The sequence below is a fragment of the Streptomyces sp. NBC_00162 genome, assembly GCF_024611995.1.
GTDB lineage: Bacteria > Actinomycetota > Actinomycetes > Streptomycetales > Streptomycetaceae > Streptomyces.
Map to the genome: position 1 here is coordinate 891,856 of NZ_CP102509.1, position 17,998 is coordinate 909,853.

General features: G+C 72.3%; 19 protein-coding genes and 1 pseudogene. 10 read left to right on the top strand and 10 right to left on the bottom strand.

Going from position 1 to position 17,998, the window contains the following annotated elements; all coding sequences use genetic code 11:
- Position 1: 1 nt before the first annotated feature.
- The gene (locus tag JIW86_RS04875; protein ID WP_257552669.1) at positions 2 to 787 is read right to left on the bottom strand and encodes a hypothetical protein; all 786 of its coding nucleotides are present in this window, start codon (positions 785 to 787) and stop codon (positions 2 to 4) included.
- A gap of 301 nt (positions 788 to 1,088) precedes the next feature.
- On the opposite strand from JIW86_RS04875, the gene nadE reads away from it, so the two are divergent.
- On the top strand, positions 1,089 to 1,919 hold the full coding sequence (gene nadE / locus JIW86_RS04880) for an ammonia-dependent NAD(+) synthetase (RefSeq protein WP_257552670.1): 831 nt from the start codon (positions 1,089 to 1,091) through the stop codon (positions 1,917 to 1,919).
- 9 nt (positions 1,920 to 1,928) lie between these two features.
- Here the strand turns inward: nadE and JIW86_RS04885 are convergent, their stop codons facing one another.
- Together JIW86_RS04885 and JIW86_RS04890 are read right to left on the bottom strand one after the other, a co-directional pair.
- On the bottom strand, positions 1,929 to 2,144 hold the full coding sequence (locus tag JIW86_RS04885) for a hypothetical protein (RefSeq protein ID WP_416237661.1): 216 nt from the start codon (positions 2,142 to 2,144) through the stop codon (positions 1,929 to 1,931).
- Between the two features lie 13 nt (positions 2,145 to 2,157).
- Entirely contained in the window at positions 2,158 to 2,559 is a 402-nt protein-coding gene (locus tag JIW86_RS04890) for a hypothetical protein (RefSeq protein WP_257552672.1), read from the bottom strand.
- A 71-nt stretch (positions 2,560 to 2,630) separates the two neighbouring features.
- Here JIW86_RS04890 and JIW86_RS04895 point away from each other — a divergent pair, with 71 nt between their 5' ends.
- Both JIW86_RS04895 and JIW86_RS04900 read left to right on the top strand, forming a co-directional pair.
- Positions 2,631 to 3,266 carry a TetR/AcrR family transcriptional regulator gene (locus tag JIW86_RS04895; RefSeq protein WP_257559218.1) on the top strand — a complete coding sequence of 212 codons (636 nt, stop codon included), beginning with the start codon at positions 2,631 to 2,633 and terminating at the stop codon, positions 3,264 to 3,266.
- A 469-nt stretch (positions 3,267 to 3,735) separates the two neighbouring features.
- Entirely contained in the window at positions 3,736 to 4,386 is a 651-nt protein-coding gene (locus JIW86_RS04900; RefSeq protein ID WP_257552673.1) for a class I SAM-dependent methyltransferase, read from the top strand.
- Here the strand turns inward: JIW86_RS04900 and JIW86_RS04905 are convergent.
- On the bottom strand, positions 4,353 to 5,249 hold the full coding sequence (locus JIW86_RS04905; RefSeq protein ID WP_257552674.1) for a class I SAM-dependent methyltransferase: 897 nt from the start codon (positions 5,247 to 5,249) through the stop codon (positions 4,353 to 4,355). The genes JIW86_RS04900 and JIW86_RS04905 overlap by 34 nt on opposite strands.
- Positions 5,250 to 5,380: 131 nt before the next feature.
- On the opposite strand from JIW86_RS04905, the gene JIW86_RS04910 reads away from it, so the two are divergent.
- Positions 5,381 to 5,974, top strand: a complete 594-nt coding sequence (locus JIW86_RS04910) for a TetR family transcriptional regulator (RefSeq protein ID WP_257552675.1) — start codon at positions 5,381 to 5,383, stop codon at positions 5,972 to 5,974.
- A 28-nt stretch (positions 5,975 to 6,002) separates the two neighbouring features.
- Here JIW86_RS04910 and JIW86_RS04915 read toward each other — a convergent pair whose 3' ends face one another.
- Positions 6,003 to 7,541: an alpha/beta hydrolase gene (locus JIW86_RS04915; protein ID WP_257552676.1), complete on the bottom strand. Its 1,539-nt coding sequence runs from the start codon at positions 7,539 to 7,541 to the stop codon at positions 6,003 to 6,005.
- 224 nt (positions 7,542 to 7,765) lie between these two features.
- The gene (locus tag JIW86_RS04920; RefSeq protein ID WP_257552677.1) at positions 7,766 to 9,382 is read right to left on the bottom strand and encodes a phospholipase D family protein; all 1,617 of its coding nucleotides are present in this window, start codon (positions 9,380 to 9,382) and stop codon (positions 7,766 to 7,768) included.
- A gap of 187 nt (positions 9,383 to 9,569) precedes the next feature.
- On the opposite strand from JIW86_RS04920, the gene JIW86_RS04925 reads away from it, so the two are divergent.
- Positions 9,570 to 10,106 carry a hypothetical protein gene (locus tag JIW86_RS04925; protein WP_257552678.1) on the top strand — a complete coding sequence of 179 codons (537 nt, stop codon included), beginning with the start codon at positions 9,570 to 9,572 and terminating at the stop codon, positions 10,104 to 10,106.
- Between the two features lie 45 nt (positions 10,107 to 10,151).
- Positions 10,152 to 10,643 carry a hypothetical protein gene (locus JIW86_RS04930; protein WP_257552679.1) on the top strand — a complete coding sequence of 164 codons (492 nt, stop codon included), beginning with the start codon at positions 10,152 to 10,154 and terminating at the stop codon, positions 10,641 to 10,643.
- Between the two features lie 62 nt (positions 10,644 to 10,705).
- Here the strand turns inward: JIW86_RS04930 and JIW86_RS04935 are convergent, their stop codons facing one another.
- Positions 10,706 to 11,029 (bottom strand): hypothetical protein, encoded by a 324-nt coding sequence (locus JIW86_RS04935; protein ID WP_257552680.1) that lies wholly within the window; start codon positions 11,027 to 11,029, stop codon positions 10,706 to 10,708.
- Positions 11,030 to 11,188: 159 nt separating this feature from the next.
- Positions 11,189 to 12,064, bottom strand: a complete 876-nt coding sequence (locus JIW86_RS04940) for a right-handed parallel beta-helix repeat-containing protein (protein WP_257552681.1) — start codon at positions 12,062 to 12,064, stop codon at positions 11,189 to 11,191.
- A gap of 215 nt (positions 12,065 to 12,279) precedes the next feature.
- On the opposite strand from JIW86_RS04940, the gene JIW86_RS04945 reads away from it, so the two are divergent.
- Positions 12,280 to 13,788, top strand: a complete 1,509-nt coding sequence (locus tag JIW86_RS04945) for a glutamate synthase subunit beta (protein ID WP_257552682.1) — start codon at positions 12,280 to 12,282, stop codon at positions 13,786 to 13,788.
- Positions 13,789 to 13,835: 47 nt separating this feature from the next.
- Here the strand turns inward: JIW86_RS04945 and JIW86_RS04950 are convergent, their stop codons facing one another.
- A complete protein-coding gene (locus JIW86_RS04950) occupies positions 13,836 to 14,495 on the bottom strand; it encodes a DUF4232 domain-containing protein (protein ID WP_257552683.1) in 660 nt (219 codons plus the stop codon).
- Between the two features lie 179 nt (positions 14,496 to 14,674).
- Here JIW86_RS04950 and JIW86_RS04955 point away from each other — a divergent pair, with 179 nt between their 5' ends.
- From JIW86_RS04955 to JIW86_RS04965, 3 genes and pseudogenes are all read left to right on the top strand, one after another.
- The gene (locus tag JIW86_RS04955; protein WP_257552684.1) at positions 14,675 to 15,520 is read left to right on the top strand and encodes a DUF817 domain-containing protein; all 846 of its coding nucleotides are present in this window, start codon (positions 14,675 to 14,677) and stop codon (positions 15,518 to 15,520) included.
- Positions 15,521 to 15,529: 9 nt separating this feature from the next.
- Positions 15,530 to 16,714, top strand: coding sequence for a UDP-N-acetylglucosamine--N-acetylmuramyl-(pentapeptide) pyrophosphoryl-undecaprenol N-acetylglucosamine transferase (locus tag JIW86_RS04960; protein WP_215141010.1), 1,185 nt, complete (start codon positions 15,530 to 15,532; stop codon positions 16,712 to 16,714).
- A gap of 243 nt (positions 16,715 to 16,957) precedes the next feature.
- A pseudogene (locus JIW86_RS04965) lies at positions 16,958 to 17,062 on the top strand (alpha/beta hydrolase); the annotation flags it as partial.
- A 100-nt stretch (positions 17,063 to 17,162) separates the two neighbouring features.
- On the opposite strand, the gene JIW86_RS04970 reads toward JIW86_RS04965, so the two are convergent.
- The gene (locus JIW86_RS04970; RefSeq protein ID WP_257552685.1) at positions 17,163 to 17,975 is read right to left on the bottom strand and encodes a class I SAM-dependent methyltransferase; all 813 of its coding nucleotides are present in this window, start codon (positions 17,973 to 17,975) and stop codon (positions 17,163 to 17,165) included.
- Positions 17,976 to 17,998: the final 23 nt, after the last annotated feature.

Genomic DNA, 17,998 nt, shown 5'->3' on the forward strand with positions numbered 1-17,998 from the left:
CTCAGGTTGCGGCGGCGGTCCCCGCGTGCGCGGGTACGCGGCGCAGGTGGCGCCGCCCGGTGCCGACGCGACGGGTCGAGGCGACGGCTGCAGCGGCGATGGCGGCAGCGGCGTCCGCCAGGAACTCCGGCTGGGACACGCAGTATCCGGTGAAACCCGCGTCCGCCGTCTGGGCCGCTTCGCCCGCCACCGCCACCCGGTCCCGCGGACCGGGGCAGATCCCGCCGACCGGTCCCGGAAGGTCCGCGGCCGCCGAGGCCGCGGCGACGATCCGGTAGACCCAGGCGGCCGTGCTCTGCACCGAGAGCATGCCGTCCGTGAAGTCCGGGCAGGCGTGACGGCTGGTGAAGCCGAGTCGTACGACGGCCGGGTGCCGGGCCAGCGACGGGGCCCTGCGCAACGCCTCGGCGCTGTCTATGACCGGGATCAACGGGGTGCCCGGGCCGAGCGCGGCGACCCGGTCGAGGTCCTCCGTCCCGCCCACGCACGTGACCATCAGCCCGTCGACCACCCCGGACAGCCTGCGCAACTCGGCTTCGCCCTCGGCACTGCGCGGCGGCGCGATCAACGCCCAGCACTGCCGCCCGGGCAGCACCGCCACATCCGGCATCCGGGCCCGGGCACCCTCGACCTCGCGCAGGTCCAGGACCACCGCATCGGCGGCCAGTGCGGCTGCGGGAGCGGCTGCGGGAGCGGCTGCGGGAGCGGCTGCGGGAGTGCCGCTCGCGTCGGAACGGGCCGGGGACACGAGGAGGAAGGTGACGGGGGCGGACGGGAGCAGTCGCATGGGGATCTCCGTGGGGGCGGATGACGCCGGCGGCAGCCGGCAGGACTCCTTGCTCTCGCGGACGCTGACCCTCCGTACCGACACGGCAACGGAGGCGGGCGTCGATGCGTTCCACGGCCCTGCCGCGAAACGGGTTCACCATCCCTCGGCATCGGGACGCGGATGGCTTGAACTCCGTCGCCCACCTCGGGTTCCCGGCCGGTATCCGGAACCCGGAACCTCTGCGAACCCCGGCCCGCCGCTTCGGTTAGGGTCGGCGGGACAGCACACCGTGAACCACGAACGACCACGAGGAGCAGCCGTGAGCCAGCCGGCGTCCACCGCCCTGCAGCAGGAGATCGCCCGGGAGCTCCTGGTGGCCGAGAGCTTCGACGCGCACCGGGAGATCGAGCGCCGGGTGGCCTTCCTCGCCGAGCGACTCACCTCCACCGGCCTGCGCTCCCTGGTGCTCGGGATCAGCGGCGGCGTCGACTCCACCACCGCCGGACGGCTGTGCCAGCTGGCCGTGGAGCGGGTCCGCGCGGCCGGCCACGACGCGACGTTCTACGCGATGCGGCTGCCGTACGGGATCCAGGCCGACGAGAAGGACGCCCAGCTCGCCCTCGGCTTCATCAACGCCGACCGGGTGCTGACCGTGGACGTCAAGTCTGCGAGCGACGCCGCGCTGGAGGCCGCCGTGACCGGCGGCACCGTCTTCCGCGACGCCCACCACCAGGACTTCGTGCAGGGCAACATCAAGGCCCGCCAGCGCATGATCGCCCAGTACGCGGTGGCCGGCGCGCACGACGGCCTGGTCGTGGGCACCGACCACGCGGCCGAGGCGGTCTCCGGCTTCTTCACCAAGTTCGGCGACGGCGCGGCCGACCTGGTCCCGCTGACCGGTCTGACCAAGCGCCGGGTCCGGGCGTGCGCCGACGCCCTGGGCGCCCCCGCCGAGCTGGTCTGGAAGACCCCCACGGCGGACCTGGAGACCCTGGACCCGGGCAAGGCCGACGAGGACGCGCTCGGAGTCACGTACGACGAGATCGACGACTTCCTGGAAGGCAAGCCGGTCGGCGAGCGGGCCTTCGACACGATCGTCCGCCGCTACCGCCTCACCGAGCACAAGCGACAGCTGCCGATCGCGCCGTAGCGGGCGGACTCAGATCGGCTCGGTGGCGAAGAGCTCCAAGTGGCCGCAGCGCGGGCAGCGGTAGGCATCGATCTGCCGGCGGGGCCGGCCCAGACTCTTCGCCCCGCCGAGCAGCCCGCGCTCCAACGGTCCGGCGATCCAGCGGGCATAGCCGCGGGAGCCCTCGCCGGTGTCCTCCACGAACCCCTGCTCAAGGCCGACGGCACCGCAGTACGTACACCTCATGTCGCTCACCACCTCAGTGCACGGGGGTGGCGGCTACCAGCAGTGCGGCGAGCGCGACGGGGGCCGCCACCTGGTACCCGATCCACACCTCACCCCCGGCACTGCCGCCCCGCCATGCCATCAGCAGGCCGGCGAGCGCCGCCAGCACCCAGCCGATGTCGTAGGCAACCATGAGCCGCCGGTACGTGGCCATCGGACGGCTGCGCACATACCCGATCTCGATCCCGCCGCCGATCAGCAGGGCCACGCCGGACACGGCCATCAGCCAGGCGGGCACACCGAGCAGGTCACCGAGCCGGACAGCGCCGATGATGAAGCCGGCACCGAGCAACACCTTGAAGACGCCGTCGGCGACGGCCCCCGCCAGCATGCGTTTCGCTGACGAAGTCGCGGTCTGGGTCTGGGCCTGCGTCATGAGCGTTCTCCCTGATGCCTGGTCAACTTCCCGTTCCGTAACATGATTACTACCATAATCAAATTATGAGAATGACGAGAGCCGAGACCAAGGAACGCAACCGCCGCGCCTTGCTGGATGCCGCGTTCCAGGTCGTCACGCGAGACGGGTACCGCGCCAAGCTCGACGAGATCGCCGAGCGGGCGGGCCTGACCACCGGCGCCATCTACTCGCTGTTCGGCAGCAAGAGCGGCCTGGTGGTCGCCCTGGTCACCGACTACCTGCGGCCGCACTACGAAGAGATCGAACAGGCGATCCGCGCTGACATGGATCTCCTTGAAGCGGTCGACGCCTTCGCCCGGTACTACCGGCGCAGTTGTGACGCCCCCGACGCGCTGTCCGGCCTGTCGCTGCAGATCACCCTGCTCGACATGGCCCTGCACGATCCGGAGTTGGGCTCCCGGCTCGCCGCATCCGTCCGGACGCATGAGAGCCACCTGATCGCATTGTTCACCGGCCGATCGCACAACGGGAACGTCGTGACGTCGCATCAGGCGCAGCGCCTGGCCACCGCGCTCCGGGCGCTGTTCGTCGGCCTCAGCCAGGGCGTCATGCTCGGCTTCGCCCACGGTGCCGACGAGCAGTACTTCGCCGACTCCGCCTGCGCCCTGGCATCCCGTACGGCCCTCATCGATCCGGCTCGGATCCGTCCGCACGGGTCAGCGTGAAGTCCACGCCCTTGGGGTACTTGTCGGGCACGGTGAGTACCACCGTGCCCGGCTCATCGCGGCACTCCGCCGCCAGCGTGACCGCCCTGCGGCCCGTTCCTCTGAGACGGCGGCCGACACCGTTCCGGTCCCCGCCCCCGTCGTCCCACCCGGAGGTGTCCCCATGTCCGCCCTCTCCACGATCACAGTGGTAATCGGCGCCTGGTGCGCCGCCAGCGTCATCACCGCTGCGCTGTACACCGCCTTGCGCAGCCGCCAGATCCGACGGCAGCGGGCGGCGGCGTCCGCCTCACCGGCCGCCCGATGCGGGGCTGGGTGACGGACTTCCCCGCCCCGAGGACCCACACAGCACCACCTGTACGCCACTCCCCCGTACCCGATCCGGACGGCGGACGAAGGTCTTCGTGCCGGCCTCCCTCAGCCTCTAGCCTGGGATCCGGCCTGGAACCGGAAATCGGAGGGACCTGCGGTGGACGATCGCGCGGTGGAGTCGGCGGCGGAAGTGTTCGACGGGATGGGGGCCGAATACGAGCGTGCCTTTCGCGACCTGCCCGGCCAGCTCGCCGCGCTCGACTGGCTCACGGCCCGACTGCCCGCCGGCGCCCGTGTCCTGGACGTCGGCAGCGGCACCGGGCGGCCGGTCGCCGAGACGCTCGTGCGGGCCGGGTACGAGGTCACCGGCATCGACGTGTCGGCGGCGATGGTCGAACTCGCCCGTGCCCAGGTGCCCGGCGCCCGCTTCGAGAGGCGGGACGTGCGCGACTACCGGGCTCCGGACGGCGGTTTCGACGCCGTCTGCGCCTTCTTCCCGCTGCTGGTGATGGGCCGCGACGAGGTCGGCGAGGCACTCCGCAGGATCACCGAATGCCTGGTACCGGGCGGCTACTTCGTGATGGCCACCGTGCCCGCCGACATCGCGGACGTGGAGATCGAATGGATGGGCCACCGCGTCCGGGTCTCCAGCTACTCCACCGCGGAGTACCTGCGCCGGCTCCGCGAGGACTGCGGCCTGGAGGTCCTGTACCACGCCACCTCCACCTTCCGGCCGGACAGCGATCTCGCCGAACCGGAGGACCACCTGTTCTGCTACGCCCGCCGCACCGGCGCGCGGTCCGCCTGACGGGGCGTGTCCGTCTCGCCGCAGCCGCGGGCGGCGGTGACCAGCCAGGAGCCGCTGCGCAGCCACACCGCGCCGCCCTCCTCGTACGGGCGCAACGCGTCGGTCAGCGTCCGGCGGGCATGCTCCTGCACCTCGGGCCCGACCTGGCTCAGCAGGTGGCGGCCGGGCCCGGAGCCGAGGAGGAAGGCGGCCGCGTCCTCGGCCCTCCTCCCCCAGTTCCCGGCTGCTTCCACGCGCTGCGCCCGGGCGCCCTCGAAGCCGGCCTCGGCCAGCAGGGCGAGCGTGTGATCGGGGTCGGTGAGCGAGAACATGCCCGGGGCTCCGGGTGCGCCGAAGCCGTCGAGGGGCAGGATGCCGTCCAGTGAGGCCAGGGCCTTGAGCCATTCGTTGGTCTCGGCTTCGGCGGCGCAGATGAACGCGAGTCGGCCGCCGGGGCGCAGTGCACCACCGATGTTGGCGAAAGCGGCGGCGGGGTCGACGAAGAAGGTCATGCCGTACCGGCTGACGGCCGCGTCGAAGGACCCGGGCTCGAACGGGTGGACCTGGGCGTCGCCTTGCGCGAACGACGCGTTGCGCACGCCTTCGCGATCCGCGCTCGCGCGGGCCCTCTCCAGCATGGGGATCGACAGGTCCACGCCGACGGCCCCGCCCCGATCTGCCCGCCGGGCGGCCAGGCGGGTGGTGCGGCCGGCCCCGCAGCCGATGTCGAGTATGCGGTCGAGCTCCCCGATGGCAGCGGCGGCGAGCAACGGCTCGTTGAAGCCGTCGTTGATGGCGTCCCACCGTTCCTGACTGCCGGCCCACTGGGCGCCTTCATAGCCGTTCCATGCCTGCGCCTGAGCGGTGTTGGCGACCTGGTCCATGCGGCACATCCGTCCCCGCCGGAGACGCCGAGCGCCCCCGACCCTAGTATGGGCAAGTGCCCAAACAGTATGGGCGAACGCCCATACTTGCAATGGGCTTGGCGGAAGGGGCCGTTGTGTCACCTCGTGGAGTGGCGATTCCGGATCTGCGCGAGCGGCTGTTCGCGGCGGCGGAACGAGTGGTGACCCGCGACGGGGCGGCGGCCTTGACCAGCCGGGCGGTCACCGCGGAGGCCGACTGCGGCAAAGGGGTCCTGCACACGCACTTCGCCGGCCTGGACGAATTCGTCGCGGAACTGGTCCTGGACCGGTTCGCGCGCAGCGCCCGCCAGGCCGAGGAGCTGGAGGCGCGGGTGGGGCAGGGCAGCGTCGCCGCCAACGTTCAGGAGGTTGCTCTCGCACTGCTGGAATCCCTGCCCCCGGCGGTCGTGGGCCTGGCCATGACCCGCCCCGCGGCCACGTTGCACACCCGGGAGGGCCTTCGGTCCGGTGCGCCGGCCTTCGACGCGATCCAAAGCTCGTTCACCGGCTATCTCCAGGCCGAGCAACGCGGCGGCCGGATCGCGGAGGGCGCCGACACGGCCACGATCGCGCTCGCACTCGTCGGCACCCTCCACCACCTGCTGATGACCCGCGTTCCCGGCGAGAGCGAGGACGCGGAGAAAACCACCGAACGCCTGGTCGCCGTGCTGCTCGACGCCTCTCGGCAGCCTCCTGCTGCCTGACTCCGGGACCTGCCTGACTCCGGAAGGCTCAGGTGCACGTGGCGTTCTCGGGCGGGAGGGTCTTGGTGGTCAGGAACCGCTCGACGTGCTCGTGGACGCAGGCACTCGAGGTGAGGTACGCGCCGTGGCCTTCGCCCTCGTACGTCAGGACGCGGCTGTGGTTGCCGAGGGCCGCGGCCATGTGGGCGGCGCCTTCGTAGGGCGTGGCGGGGTCGCCGCGGGTGGCCACCAAAAGGGCGGGAGGTGCGCTCGCGGCGTCCACCGGGAGGGTGCGTGTGTCGCCGGTGACGGGCCATCCCGTGCATTGGAGCATGCCGGCGGCCAGGCTCTTGCCGAAGACAGGGGAAGCCTTGACCGCCTGGGAGACGGTGTCGACGTAGTCCTGGGCGGTCGGCCGGTCATTGGTGTCGCGGCAGGTGACCGCCCGCTGCGCGTCGCTCGCCTGCACGGGATCGTCCGCCGTGACAACCGTCCGGCCGATCCCGTTGCCGCTGCCGATCCCGTTGCCGGTCCGGCCGCCTGCGAGTTCGACCAGCGCGGAGCCGTCGTGCTCGACGGCGAGGCCCGTCAGGGCGGTGCGCAGGTGAGGCCAGCCACCGGCCTGGTTGTAGAGGGACTCCTCCACTCCCCGAATGAACGCGCTCTGGTCGAGAAGACCCGCATCCGTCGTCAAAGACTGTCGGTCAAGGGCGTTGAAGAGGGTCTCGACCTTCTTCTCTGCTGCGGCTCGTGTGGCGCCCAGGGGGCATTCGCGTGCGCCGCGGTGCACGCAGTCGGTGAGGAAGTTCTCCAGGGCTTCCTGGAAAGCCCTGCTGTTGGCCAGCGCGATGCCCCGGGCGTCGAGGGTGGGATCGTCGACGCCGTCCAGGACGAGCCGGCCCGCCTTGCCGGGGAACTGGTGGAGGTAGGCGGCACCGAGTTTTGTGCCGTAGGAGAAGCCGAGGTAGCTGAGCGAATCGTCGCCGAGCGCGGCTCGGATGACGTCCAGGTCGCGTGCGGAATCCGCGGTTCCCACCCACGGCAGCACAGCGAGCGCGTCCTTGTTCTTACAGCGGGCGTTGTGCGCACGCTGGGCGTCGGCGACCTGTACCGCTTCAGCCCTCGTGTCGGGTGTCTGATCTACGGGCGCACCGGAGTCGAGCGGAGGCTCGCAGAAGACCGGGTCGCTGCCTCGGACGCCTCGCGGGTCGTGGGCGACCAGGTCGTAGCGGGTGTTCAGCCGGGAGAACGATTCGGCGAGGCTGTTCAGCGCGGTGACGCCCGACTGCCCGGGACCCCCGAAGTTCAGCACCAGGGAGCCGAGTCGGTGTTTCGGGTCGGTGGCCTTGAGCCGCAGCATGGCGATCGTCGCGGTCCCGGCGCTGCCGTTGGGGTGTGCGTAGTCGCGGGGCACTTCCACCCGGCCGCATTCGGAGCGCGCCGCATGCCCGGGGACGAAGACGTCGCCCCGCTCCACGACCAGGAGCTGGGCCATCTCATCGGCGCAGTCCTCCCACTCGATCCGCTGCGCGTAGAACCGCGCCAGATCGGGTCGGCCCGGTGGCGCGGCTGCCTGTGCGGCGGGCATCGCCACGAGGACACCACTGAGCAGCGCCCCGACCGCGCAGAGGCGGACGAATCGCCGCTTCCAGGTGCCTGCGCGTGTGCCGGTGCCTGTGCCACGTAGAGCGCACACCCCCTCACCGTACGACCGGCGCACCCGCACCGCATGCGCGGCCGGGCCGCGACGCCACCTCAGCCGGCAGCGCCACCGAGCCCGGCCGGCAGGGAACGTCGATGTCGCCGGCGCTTTCAGAACGCGTTGCGGCGCCGCAGTCCCAGCGGACGTCCGTCCGGGTCGACCAGGACGTGGTGCAGCGGAGTCGCGAGCACCCTCTTCGCCCTGGGCAGATCCGGCGGAACGTACCGGCGCAGACGGCCTGGCGGCCGTGGACCGCGGCAGCCGCCCTCGTGCCAGGCGTCCAGGGCGTCGGCGGCCTCGCCGAAGGCGTCGAACGCGGTCATCGGGTCGCACAGCGCGTCCTGCGCCCACGGCTCCGCCCCGTCCTGTACGTCCAGGTGCTCGCGCATGAGCTCCAGGCGCAGTTCGCGGGCGAAGACGCGCGCGCCGTCGCCGAGACCTCCCGGGTCGGCCGGCCGCCGCGGGTCCGGGCTCTGGTCGAGCACGACACAGCTGAGTTCCGAATCGTGCGTCCACGAACGGAGGTTGATGTTGTCGGAGCCGACGGAGGCCCACACGTCGTCGATCACGCACACCTTGGCGTGCACGTAGACGGGGGTTCCGGCAGGGTTCTCCAGGCCGTACACCGCCACGCGGTCGCCTCCGGCGCGGCGCAGTTCGTCCAGGGCCGTGATCCGCCCGATCAGATTCATCGGAAGCGTGAGCCGGCCGTCCTGCTCCGGGACCGAGGGGATGACGCCGATCAGTCGCAGCTGTCGATTCGTGCGCAGCGCCCGGGCGAAGCAGTCCACGACCCGGGGCGACCACAGGTACTGGTCCTCGAGGTAGATCAGCGCCCGGGCCCTCCGCAGCGCTTTGAGGTAACCCCGTGCGACGCTGCGCTCGCCGTCGGGTGCGAAGGGGTAGCCGTACAGCAGACGGTTCGGATAGGTCCGCAGCACCTGCACGGTGTGCGTACCGGCGGGCGCCGGGTCGGCTTCCTGCGGGGGCAGGCTGTCCGCGCTGGTGTCCTCCCGGTGCACCAGCTCCCGCAGGCGGGTGAGGGGGCTGCGGCTGAGCGGCGCCGGGTCCTGCCAGCGTTCGCGGAAGACGGCCTCGACGTCACCGACGACCGGGCCGCGGACGGCGAGCTGAATGTCGTGCCACGGCGGGTGCGGCCCGTACGCGGAGGCCATGGGCAGCGACTGGCGGTCGCCACGGTGGGTCGCGTCGTCGTTGCGGTTGTGGCAGAGGTCGATGCCGCCGACGTACGCGACGTCCAGCTCCGGGCGGCCGGGGTGGCGCAGCACCACCATCTTCTGGTGGTGTGAACCGCCGGGCCGCACCCGCAGGTCGAGCAGGCACTCGCCGCCGGCCTCCTCGATCTCCTCGCCGAGGCGGCGGTTCTCCGCTTCGCTGAACTGGAGGCTGTCCAGGTGCGAGCGCCACAGCAGCCCCTTGACGATGACACCGCGCTCCGCCGCCCGGCACAGGACGCCACCGATCTCGGTGCCGGGTCCGTCGAGCCGCTCGTCGGGGTCGCCGCGCCAGTCGGTGAACAGGAGCAGGTCGCCAGCGCGCATCGCGCGGATCCCCGCCAGGAGCTCCGCGAAGTACGTGGCGCCGTGGACCAGGGCCCGTGTCCGGTTTCCCTCGGACCAGGCCGTCCCGTCCGGGTGGCGTTCGTCCAGGCGCGTCGCGGTGTTGCCCCGTTCACCTGCTGTCAGAAGCCAGTCTGCGCGCGTCACGGCATCGGTCCTCCGGCTGGCGCCTACCCACCGCTTGCCTCCTCACTCGCCTCGGCGTACGGCGGCCGCCCGGGAGGAGATCAAGCGGTTCTTCGCCGTGCCGATCCCTTGTTTGAGCGGACGGGATCAGGGCAGGCGCCGTTGCGTCGAACACCGGAACAATGGAGACGGCCCTGCGGAGGATTCGATGTCCACCAGCACACTTCTTGCCGTCCTGATCCCGGTCGCCGTCGTACTGATCCTCGCCGCCCTCGCTGCGTGGATGTTCCGGCGGCGGCGCCGGCTGCAGGAGCGGTTCGGTCCGGAATACGACCGGACCGTGGAAGGCACGGGCAGCAAGCACGCCGCCGATGCCGAACTGCGGGACCGCGAGGTCCGGCACGACAACCTCGACATCAGGGAACTCCCCGCGGAGGAGCGGCACCGCTACTCCGACGCGTGGACCACCGTCCAGCAGCGCTTCGTCGACCGGCCGGAAGGCGCGGTCGCGCAGGCGGACGAGCTGGTCACCCGCCTGATGCGGGACCGCGGCTACCCCACCGAGGGGTACGAGCAGCAGCTGCGTGAACTGTCCGTCGAACACGGGCGGACCCTGGAGCACTACCGCGCGGCGCACGAGGTCAACATGCGCAGCAGCGGCGGGCAGGCAACCACGGAGGAGCTGCGCGGGGCCATGGTGCACTACCGCGCGCTCTTCGACGAACTGGTCGGGACGACGAGGTGACCCGAGATGCAGCGGGAAGAAGAACAGCGGGAAACGGAACAGAGCTTGACCACCGAGCAGCTGGCCCACCCCGGAGGCGGTGAGCCGCCGCCGGTGTACCCGGGTGAGGCCACCGCCGACGACAGCCGGGAGGAGGACCGCGACCGGATGCGGCGGGAGGCGGACGCCACCGACGCGAAGGAGTCCGCCTACGAGGAGAGCCCGGCCGCCGAGGGGACGGCGGACGAAACGGGATCCGTCCCCGAAGGGTCCACCGCCCGGGAGGAACCCGAGGCGCTGCTCCCGGAGCGGGAGTCCGAGGAGTACCAGAAGACCTGGGGTGAGATCCAGGCCCGCTTCGTGGACGACCCGCGGGGTGCGGTGCGCGACGCCGACGGCCTGGTCGCCGAGGTCATGCAGACCCTCGCCGGAACCTTCGCCGACCACAAGAGGGATCTCGAGAGCCAGTGGCAGCAGGGCGAACAGGTGGCCACCGAGGACCTGCGGCTGGCCCTGCAGCGGTACCGGTCCTTCTTCGGCCGGCTGCTGCGGACCTGAGGGCGCGGGCTCTGCCCGGCCGACTGCGCCGGGCAGAGCTTCACCACCCGGCTCGTCCCCCGTCAGTGGCTCACGGCCTGGGTTACCAGGAACCACAGCAACATCAGGCACGCCCAGCCCAGCAGCCCCAGCGAGCCCAGCGTGATCCCCGTGACGGACGCAGCACGCCCGGACGGCCCGACCACACCTCCCCGCAGCGCGCGGACGCCGGACACGACGGCGGCGACGCCGAGAGGCAGAGCGAGAAGGACGAGGTACGGCAGGATCGGCAGGCTCCCGAGCACCAGGACGGCGCCGGCGCCCAGCGCGAGTGACGTCATCCCGGTCCGGTGCCCCTCCGGCGTGATGTCGAGACGGTCGGTAGCGGTCAGCTGATCAAGGCTCATGCCGCTCACCCTAGGCCGGGCGCCGGGCGCAGGGCATGGGCTCGGCTACTCAGCCGGCCCTGAGTACCCCGCCGCGCGGGCGTCAGCCCTGGTCCGCGCCCAGGTTGCGGCGCTCGCCGATCCGGTTGCTGAAGAAGTCGCGTGTGACGCCGTCGCCCGTCACCGTGCCAGCGCCGCGAGCGTCCCGTGGCCGCCGGTGACCTCGTCGTACTGGTAGAGCACCTCGTCCGAATTCCAGGCCCAGATACCGGCGTTGTAGCCGGCGGAACGCATGTTGAAGCCGTCGACGCGGCTGTGCTCGACGAGGGCGCCCTTCGCGGCCTGCACGACGATGCCGTCTCCGCCCGCGTCCTGGACCGTGTTGCGCCGGACGATGAGGCCGGTCTGCGGCTGCCAGCTCGCGCCGGGGCCGTTCGGGTGTTCGGCGCGGCGGCCCCAGGTGGACGAGGTGGCGATGCCGGTGCGGTCCACGTGCCGCACCGCGGAGTCCTCGACCCGCGGGGAGTCGAAGCGGGTGGGCACGGCCGAGCCGCGGACGGCGAACAGGATGCCACCGCTGGGGTCGGGGTCCTTGAAGTCCGCGCCGTTGACGTCGTGGACGTCGACCCCGCTGACCACGAAGTGACGCGCCACTCCGTAGTCGGTCAGCTGGACGAGCACCCCGGCGCGGCGTTCGGTCGTCGTCGGCGCTCCGCTGTTGGAGATGTCGAGATTGCGGATCTCCCACTGCTCGGTGTTGACCAGGAGCACCGCTGCCCGGGCTCCCGCCCCGTCGATGTGCGGCTTGGCGCCCGTGCCGTACGCGTCGATCTTCACCGGTGCGCCCGCCGCTCCCGCGCCCTTGGGGGCGAGGACGCCCGTACAGCTGGTGCCGCGCTTGAGCAGCAGCCGGTCACCGGGGCCGTACGCGTGCCCGCTCGCCTTCGCGAGCGACTTCCACGCGTCGCCGCGCGCGGCGCCGGAGGCGTTGTCGTCGCCGCCCTGGCAGTCGACGAAGTACGTGGTTCCCGAGGTGGCGCCGTGGGCCGATGCCACCGAAGCCGCCCCGGCCGCCGTAGCGGGGAGTAGTGAGACGGTCACGACAATGGCGCCGGCAAGGACGGCTGAGCGGCTCGGGGAGAGGGACACGTGCGACTCCGATCGGTCGGCGCCGCCCCTGGGTGCTTCCGCACGGACGGCGTAATCTGGTCAGACCGTCGCATCTATCCCATACGGTGCGTGCCGTATGCGCCGATCCAGGGAGGCGGCGCGTGACCGATCCCTTCGGCTTCCTCAAGATCCCCCGCAGGCCCGTCCCGGCCCGTCCCGTGGAGGAGCGGCTCGGCGACTGGCGCGAGGTCCACGCGGGGCAGGCGCTGCTCCCGCTCGTCTCCGAGCAGGCCGACCGCTGCATGGACTGCGGCATCCCGTTCTGCCACACAGGCTGCCCCCTGGGGAACCTCATACCCGAGTGGAACGCGTACGCGGCCCACGGCGACTGGCGCGCCGCGTACGACCGGCTGCACGCGACCAACAACTTCCCCGAGGTCACCGGCCGGCTCTGCCCGGCCCCCTGCGAGGACGCCTGCGTCCTGACGATCAACGCGGATCCGGTGACCATCAAGAACGTCGAGCAGGCGATCGCGGACGAGGGCCTGCGACGCGGCTACATGGTGCCGCGGCCGCCGGAGCGGCACAGCGGCAGGACCGTGGCCGTCATCGGCTCCGGACCGGCCGGACTGGCCGCGGCGCAGCAGCTGACCCGGGCCGGCCACGGCGTCACCGTCCACGAACGGGCCGACCGGGTCGGCGGCCTGCTGCGCTACGGCATCCCCGAGTTCAAGATGGAGAAGGCGCACCTGGACCGCCGGATCGAGCAGATGCGAGCCGAGGGCACCACGTTCGTGACGGGAGCGGACGTGGGCGGCGCGGTGGGCGCGGCCGAGCTCCGGAGCCGGTACGACGCGGTCGTCGTCGCGGTCGGGGCCGCGGAGCGCAAGGAGCTTCCGGTGCCGGGCCGCGAACTGCGCGGCATCCACCAAGCCATGGACTACCTGACCTTCGCCAACCGGGTCCGGGAGGGCGACTACGCCGTACCCCCTGTCACCGCCGATGCCAGGCACGTGGTGATCGTCGGCGGCGGCGACACGGGCTCGGACTGCCTCGGTACCGCTCTGCGGCAGGGCGCGCTCTCCGTGGTCCAGCTCGACATCAATCCGGAACCCGGCCCCGACCGGACGGACGGCGAGCCCTGGCCCGTGTACCCGAAGGTGTACCGGATCTCCCACGCCCACGAGGAGGCCCGCGGGCGCGCGGGCACCGACCCCCGGCTGTTCGCCTGCGCCACCCTGCGCTTCGAGGGGGACGCCTCGGGCCGGGTACGGGCGCTGCACCTGACCGCCGTCGAACCCTCGGCCCGTACGCCCCTCACCGGCACCGAGCGCGTGATCCCGGCCGGACTGGTGCTGCTGGCCCTGGGCTTCTCCGGCCCCGAGCGGGCGGGCGGCCTGCGCGAGCAGCTGGGGCTGGAGCTCGACGGCCGCGGCAATTTCGCCCGCGCCGCGGACTTCACGGCGACCGGCGGGCGGGCGCCCGGAGTGTTCGTCGCGGGGGACGCCGGCCGGGGCCAGTCACTGGTGGTGTGGGCCATCGCCGAGGGCCGGGCGGCGGCCGCCGCGGTGGACCGCTACCTGACCGGATCCACCTCCCTCCCCGCCCCCGTCGCCGCCCACGACCGGCCCATGACGGCGCTGGGACGTTTCCGCTACGGGGACGACTAGGACGTGTCCGGACACGACCCAGCCGCTCGTCCTGGCCGTGGCCGTCGTCAGGAGGGTTTGGTCGGCGAGAAGGCGGTGACGGTCGCCTTGTTGTCGCATTCGGCGAAGACGCCGTCGTCCATGGCGATCTGGTGCGAGCCCGCACCGGGCACGCCGAGGACGAGCGTGGGGAAGCTGGCGGGCGTGGCGCCGGACACGCAGTAGCCGTCGGCCTCGCCTTGGACGTTCACGAAGGTGAGCTTCGTCCAGGCTCGGGCGCCCGGGGCCAGGGACACCGTGGAGGCCGAACCGCTGTGGGTGATGGCGAGCGGGACGTTCTTGTCGGGCGAGCCGTTACCGGCTCCGGCGACCGTCGGGAATCCGCTGAGCGTGCAGGGCTGCTTCGAGGTGTTGGTGACCGAGACGATGGCGGCTCCCGTTCCCGTGCCCGGCGGTCGGACATCGGCCTGGTGTGCGTCGGAGACCTTGATCTGGTCGATCACGCAGGCCTTCGTACCGCCGCCCGTGGCGCCCCCGGCGGAAGAAGAGCCGGCGGGGGGCGTGGGCTTCGGCTTGGCCGACTCCGAGCCCGCGGGCGTCGTCGGCGTCGTCGGCGTGGCGATCGCGCCGTCGTCGCCGGCCGGCGTGCAGCCGGCCATCAGGGTGGTGACCGCCACGGCCATCACCAGTGCTGCCGCGGTACGGCCGACGCCTGCTGTGTAGTGCATGAGCGCTCCCCGAGGTTCACGACCGGTACCACACCGGCACTCGCCGCTGAACACGGCATCGCGCCCCCTCGGGTTCCCCGGGGCACGACGCTGTGGCGGTTCCGTGACGCGACCAAGACGTACGTACGCGGGCGCACCCGCCCCCGAACCGCGCACACCCCGCGTGCGTCCTGAACGGCATGCCCGTCCCGAGAAGCGCCACCGTCCACCGGGTGGGCCACGCCCTCCGCCAACTGATCCACTTCGGCCTGCGCCAGGCTGCCAGCTGCGCGTTCGCCGTGGCCCTGCTCGCCGGGGTGGGCCTGTCCGGACAGCTCCCCGAACTGCCCGTGGCACGCTACGACCTGCTGTTCGGCTACGGGGTTCTGCTCAGCGTGGCCTTCCACCTGATCGGCTGGGAGCGCGGACGGGACCTCGTGGTGATCGCCGGTTGCCACCTGCTGGGCCTGGTCTTCGAGTACGTGAAGGTATCCCTGGGCTCCTGGTCGTATCCGGAGCAGGCGGCGCTGAAGTTCGGCGGCGTCCCCCTCTACGGGGGCTTCCTCTACGCGGCGGTCGGCAGTTACATCTGCGCCGTGTGGCGGCTGCTCAGGCTGGAGCTGAGCGGGTACCGCCCGGCCGCGACCGCGGTGGTGGCCGGCGCACTGTACGTGAACTTCATCAGTCACCACTGGCTGCCGGATCTGCGCTGGCCGCTCGCCGCCCTGCTGGTCGCGGTCACCGCGTCCGCCCGGGTGCACTACACCGTGGGGAAGCACACCTACTGGATGCCGATGCCGGTGAGCTTCGTCCTGGTCGGCTTCTTCCTGTGGCTGGCGGAGAACATCGCCACCTACGCCGGCGCCTGGCGGTATCCGTACCAGCTGGACGGCTGGGAGCCGGTGTCTCTGCAGAAGTTCGGCGCGTGGGCGCTGCTGGTCAGCGTCCTGTGCGTCCTCGGAGCCGCGGCGCTGCAACGGTCCGGGTCCCTCGTCGGCACGGCACAGCGCAGCCTCGCCTCGTGGCCCGGCCGGGGCAGCCAGTAGGGTGCGTGGGTGAACACTTCCTCCGCGCTCCCGCGTTCCTTCCGGCTGCTCGTGACGGGCGGAGGGACCGGCGGTCACACGTACCCCGCTCTGACGGCCGTCCGTACTCTGCAGGGCCGCCTCGCGGCCGCGGGTGGCACGCTCGACGTCCTGTGGATCGGGACCGCCGACGGTCTGGAGGCGCGCGTGGCGCCAGCGGAGGGCATCGCGTTCAAGACGGTCGCCACGGGGAAGATCCGCCGCTCGGCGAACCCCCTGAAGATGCTGTCCGCGGCGAACGTCAAGGACATGGCGCGCGTGCCGCTCGGTGTGGCCCAGGCCCGGACCATCGTGTCCGAGTTCCAGCCGGACGTCGTCCTCGCGACGGGCGGGTACGTGGCGGTCCCGGCCGGGCTGGCGGCGCGGCTGTGCCGGCGTCCGCTGGTGCTGCACGAGCAGACCGTTCGGCTGGGTCTGGCCAACCGGAAGCTGGCGAGTTCGGCCACCCGGATCGCGGTGTCCTCGGAGTCCTCGCTGGATCTGCTGCCGGCCGAGCTGCGTGAGCGCGCGGTCGTCACCGGCAACCCGGTCCGGCCGGAGGTCCTGGCCGGCCACGGCGACAAGGCGGTGTACGCGCTGAACCTGACGGGCTTCGACCGGCGCCTGCCGACGGTCTACGTCACCGGCGGCGCGCAGGGTGCCCAGCAGATCAACGGTGTCGTCCGGGACGTGCTGCCATGGCTGCTGGGTCACGCGAACGTGATCCACCAGTGCGGTCCGGCGAACGTGGACGAGCTGCGGGCGGCCGCCGCGGGTCTCGACCCGGTGCTGGCCGGCCGGTACCACCTGACCGGGTTCGTCGGGGCGGAGCTGCCCGACGTGCTGGCGCTGGCCGATGTCGTGGTGTCCCGGAGCGGGGCCGGCACGCTGGCCGAGCTGACCGCGCTGGGCAAGCCCGCCGTTTTCGTGCCGCTCGCCACCTCGGCCGGGAACGAGCAGGCGCACAATGCCAAGCATCTGGCCGATGCCGGGGCCGCCCTCGCGCTGCTCGGCGAGGTCACCCCCGAGACCCTGTGGAACGCCGTGGGTCCGCTACTGACCGACCCCGCCCGGCGGGCGGCGATGGCGGAGCGGGCCCGGGCATACGGCCGGCCGGACGCCGCGGACAGGCTGGTGGACGTGCTCCTGTCCGCGGCGGCCGCACAGGCGTCCTGACGAGCCGTTCCGGTCAGGAAGGGGGTGCGCCGGATGCGCCCCCTTTCGATCCCGAACTGAGTGCGGCGCTGGCGGCTCAGGGGGACGAGGCGAGGGAGCCGTTCACCCCCGAGAACCTTGCGGCCCGGCAGGCTCGGGATGCCGCGGCCCGGCCCAGGCCGACGGTCCGGGAGCTCCGGGCCGACGGCCGCTTCGAGGTGGATGAGCTGCGTGTGCCGGGCGCGTCGGGCGGGCAGGACGTCACGCGCCGCTCCGGCCCGTGCCACGGATCTGTCCAGGCTGCCCCCGGCCTATATCGAGGTCGGGTCGGCCGAGACCTTCAGGGACGAGGACGTGGCCTACGCCAACGCGACGCCCGTTCCCGCTGGCTGCGGCGCAGCCTCACACAGCCCGATCCGAGCAGCGGACCTGCCCGTTGAACACGTCACGGCGAAGCCGGAATTCGCGATCACGGAGCGTCACGCAGTGGCCGTCGGCCCTGGACCGCCCAGGCGCGGGCGGTGAGTGCGATCGAGCCGTCCGGCCGCGTCGGCACGGCCTGGCGGAGCGTGTCGCGCAATCGGTCCCGGGCGGGCGGGACGAGGGCGGCGATGTAGCCGGGGGCGGGGCCCTGGCCGGCCAGGAACGGCTCCCACAGATCCGCGAAGCTCGCGAAGACGGTGGGCACCACCAGCGGGGCGACAGTCACGTCGACGAGCCCCGCCCGCGTCCACAGCGATCGGAGCGGATCCGGACGGCACTGCGCGAACCGGCGGCCCTCGTCCAGCGCGGCAGCCGCGGGGTCCAGCGCGGTCGCGGCGTCCCAGAAGTGGCGCAGGAGCTCCATGCCCTCGGCGTAGTCCCACACGTACGCGGCGACTCGCCCGCCCGGCCTCACCGCCCGGCTCGCCTCGGCCACCGCCGCGTCCGGCTGCGGAAGGAAGTTGAGCGCCAGTCCGCTGACGGCGATGTCGACCCCTTCGTCGCGGACCGGCAGCGACAGCGCGTCGGCCACCACGAAGCAAGCCGGCGCGGGACCAGCGGCACGAGCCGAGGCAACGAATCCGGCGGACCGGTCCAGCGCCACCACCATCCTGGGCCGGCAGCGGGTGGTCACCGTCGCGGTCAACGCGCCGGTACCACACCCCACATCCAGCCAACGCAAGCCGTCGCCGCAGCTGAGCCAGGCCACGAACCGGTCCGCGACCGGTCGGCTCCACCGGCCCATGTACCGCTCATAGGCGTCCCCGGCCGCCCACACGTCGAACCGCTGCTCGTTCATGCCACCACGATCCCCGACCGGGA

Coding starts and splice junctions, on each gene's coding strand:
- JIW86_RS04875 (WP_257552669.1), bottom strand. CDS start 787: ATGCGACTGCTCCCGTCCGCCCCCGTCACCTTCCTCCTCGTGTCCCCG.
- JIW86_RS04885 (WP_416237661.1), bottom strand. CDS start 2,144: ATGAGGTGTACGTACTGCGGTGCCGTCGGCCTTGAGCAGGGGTTCGTG.
- JIW86_RS04890 (WP_257552672.1), bottom strand. CDS start 2,559: ATGACGCAGGCCCAGACCCAGACCGCGACTTCGTCAGCGAAACGCATG.
- JIW86_RS04895 (WP_257559218.1), top strand. CDS start 2,631: ATGACGAGAGCCGAGACCAAGGAACGCAACCGCCGCGCCTTGCTGGAT.
- JIW86_RS04905 (WP_257552674.1), bottom strand. CDS start 5,249: ATGGACCAGGTCGCCAACACCGCTCAGGCGCAGGCATGGAACGGCTAT.
- JIW86_RS04915 (WP_257552676.1), bottom strand. CDS start 7,541: ATGCCCGCCGCACAGGCAGCCGCGCCACCGGGCCGACCCGATCTGGCG.
- JIW86_RS04925 (WP_257552678.1), top strand. CDS start 9,570: ATGTCCACCAGCACACTTCTTGCCGTCCTGATCCCGGTCGCCGTCGTA.
- JIW86_RS04935 (WP_257552680.1), bottom strand. CDS start 11,029: ATGAGCCTTGATCAGCTGACCGCTACCGACCGTCTCGACATCACGCCG.
- JIW86_RS04950 (WP_257552683.1), bottom strand. CDS start 14,495: ATGCACTACACAGCAGGCGTCGGCCGTACCGCGGCAGCACTGGTGATG.
- JIW86_RS04955 (WP_257552684.1), top strand. CDS start 14,675: ATGCCCGTCCCGAGAAGCGCCACCGTCCACCGGGTGGGCCACGCCCTC.
- JIW86_RS04970 (WP_257552685.1), bottom strand. CDS start 17,975: ATGAACGAGCAGCGGTTCGACGTGTGGGCGGCCGGGGACGCCTATGAG.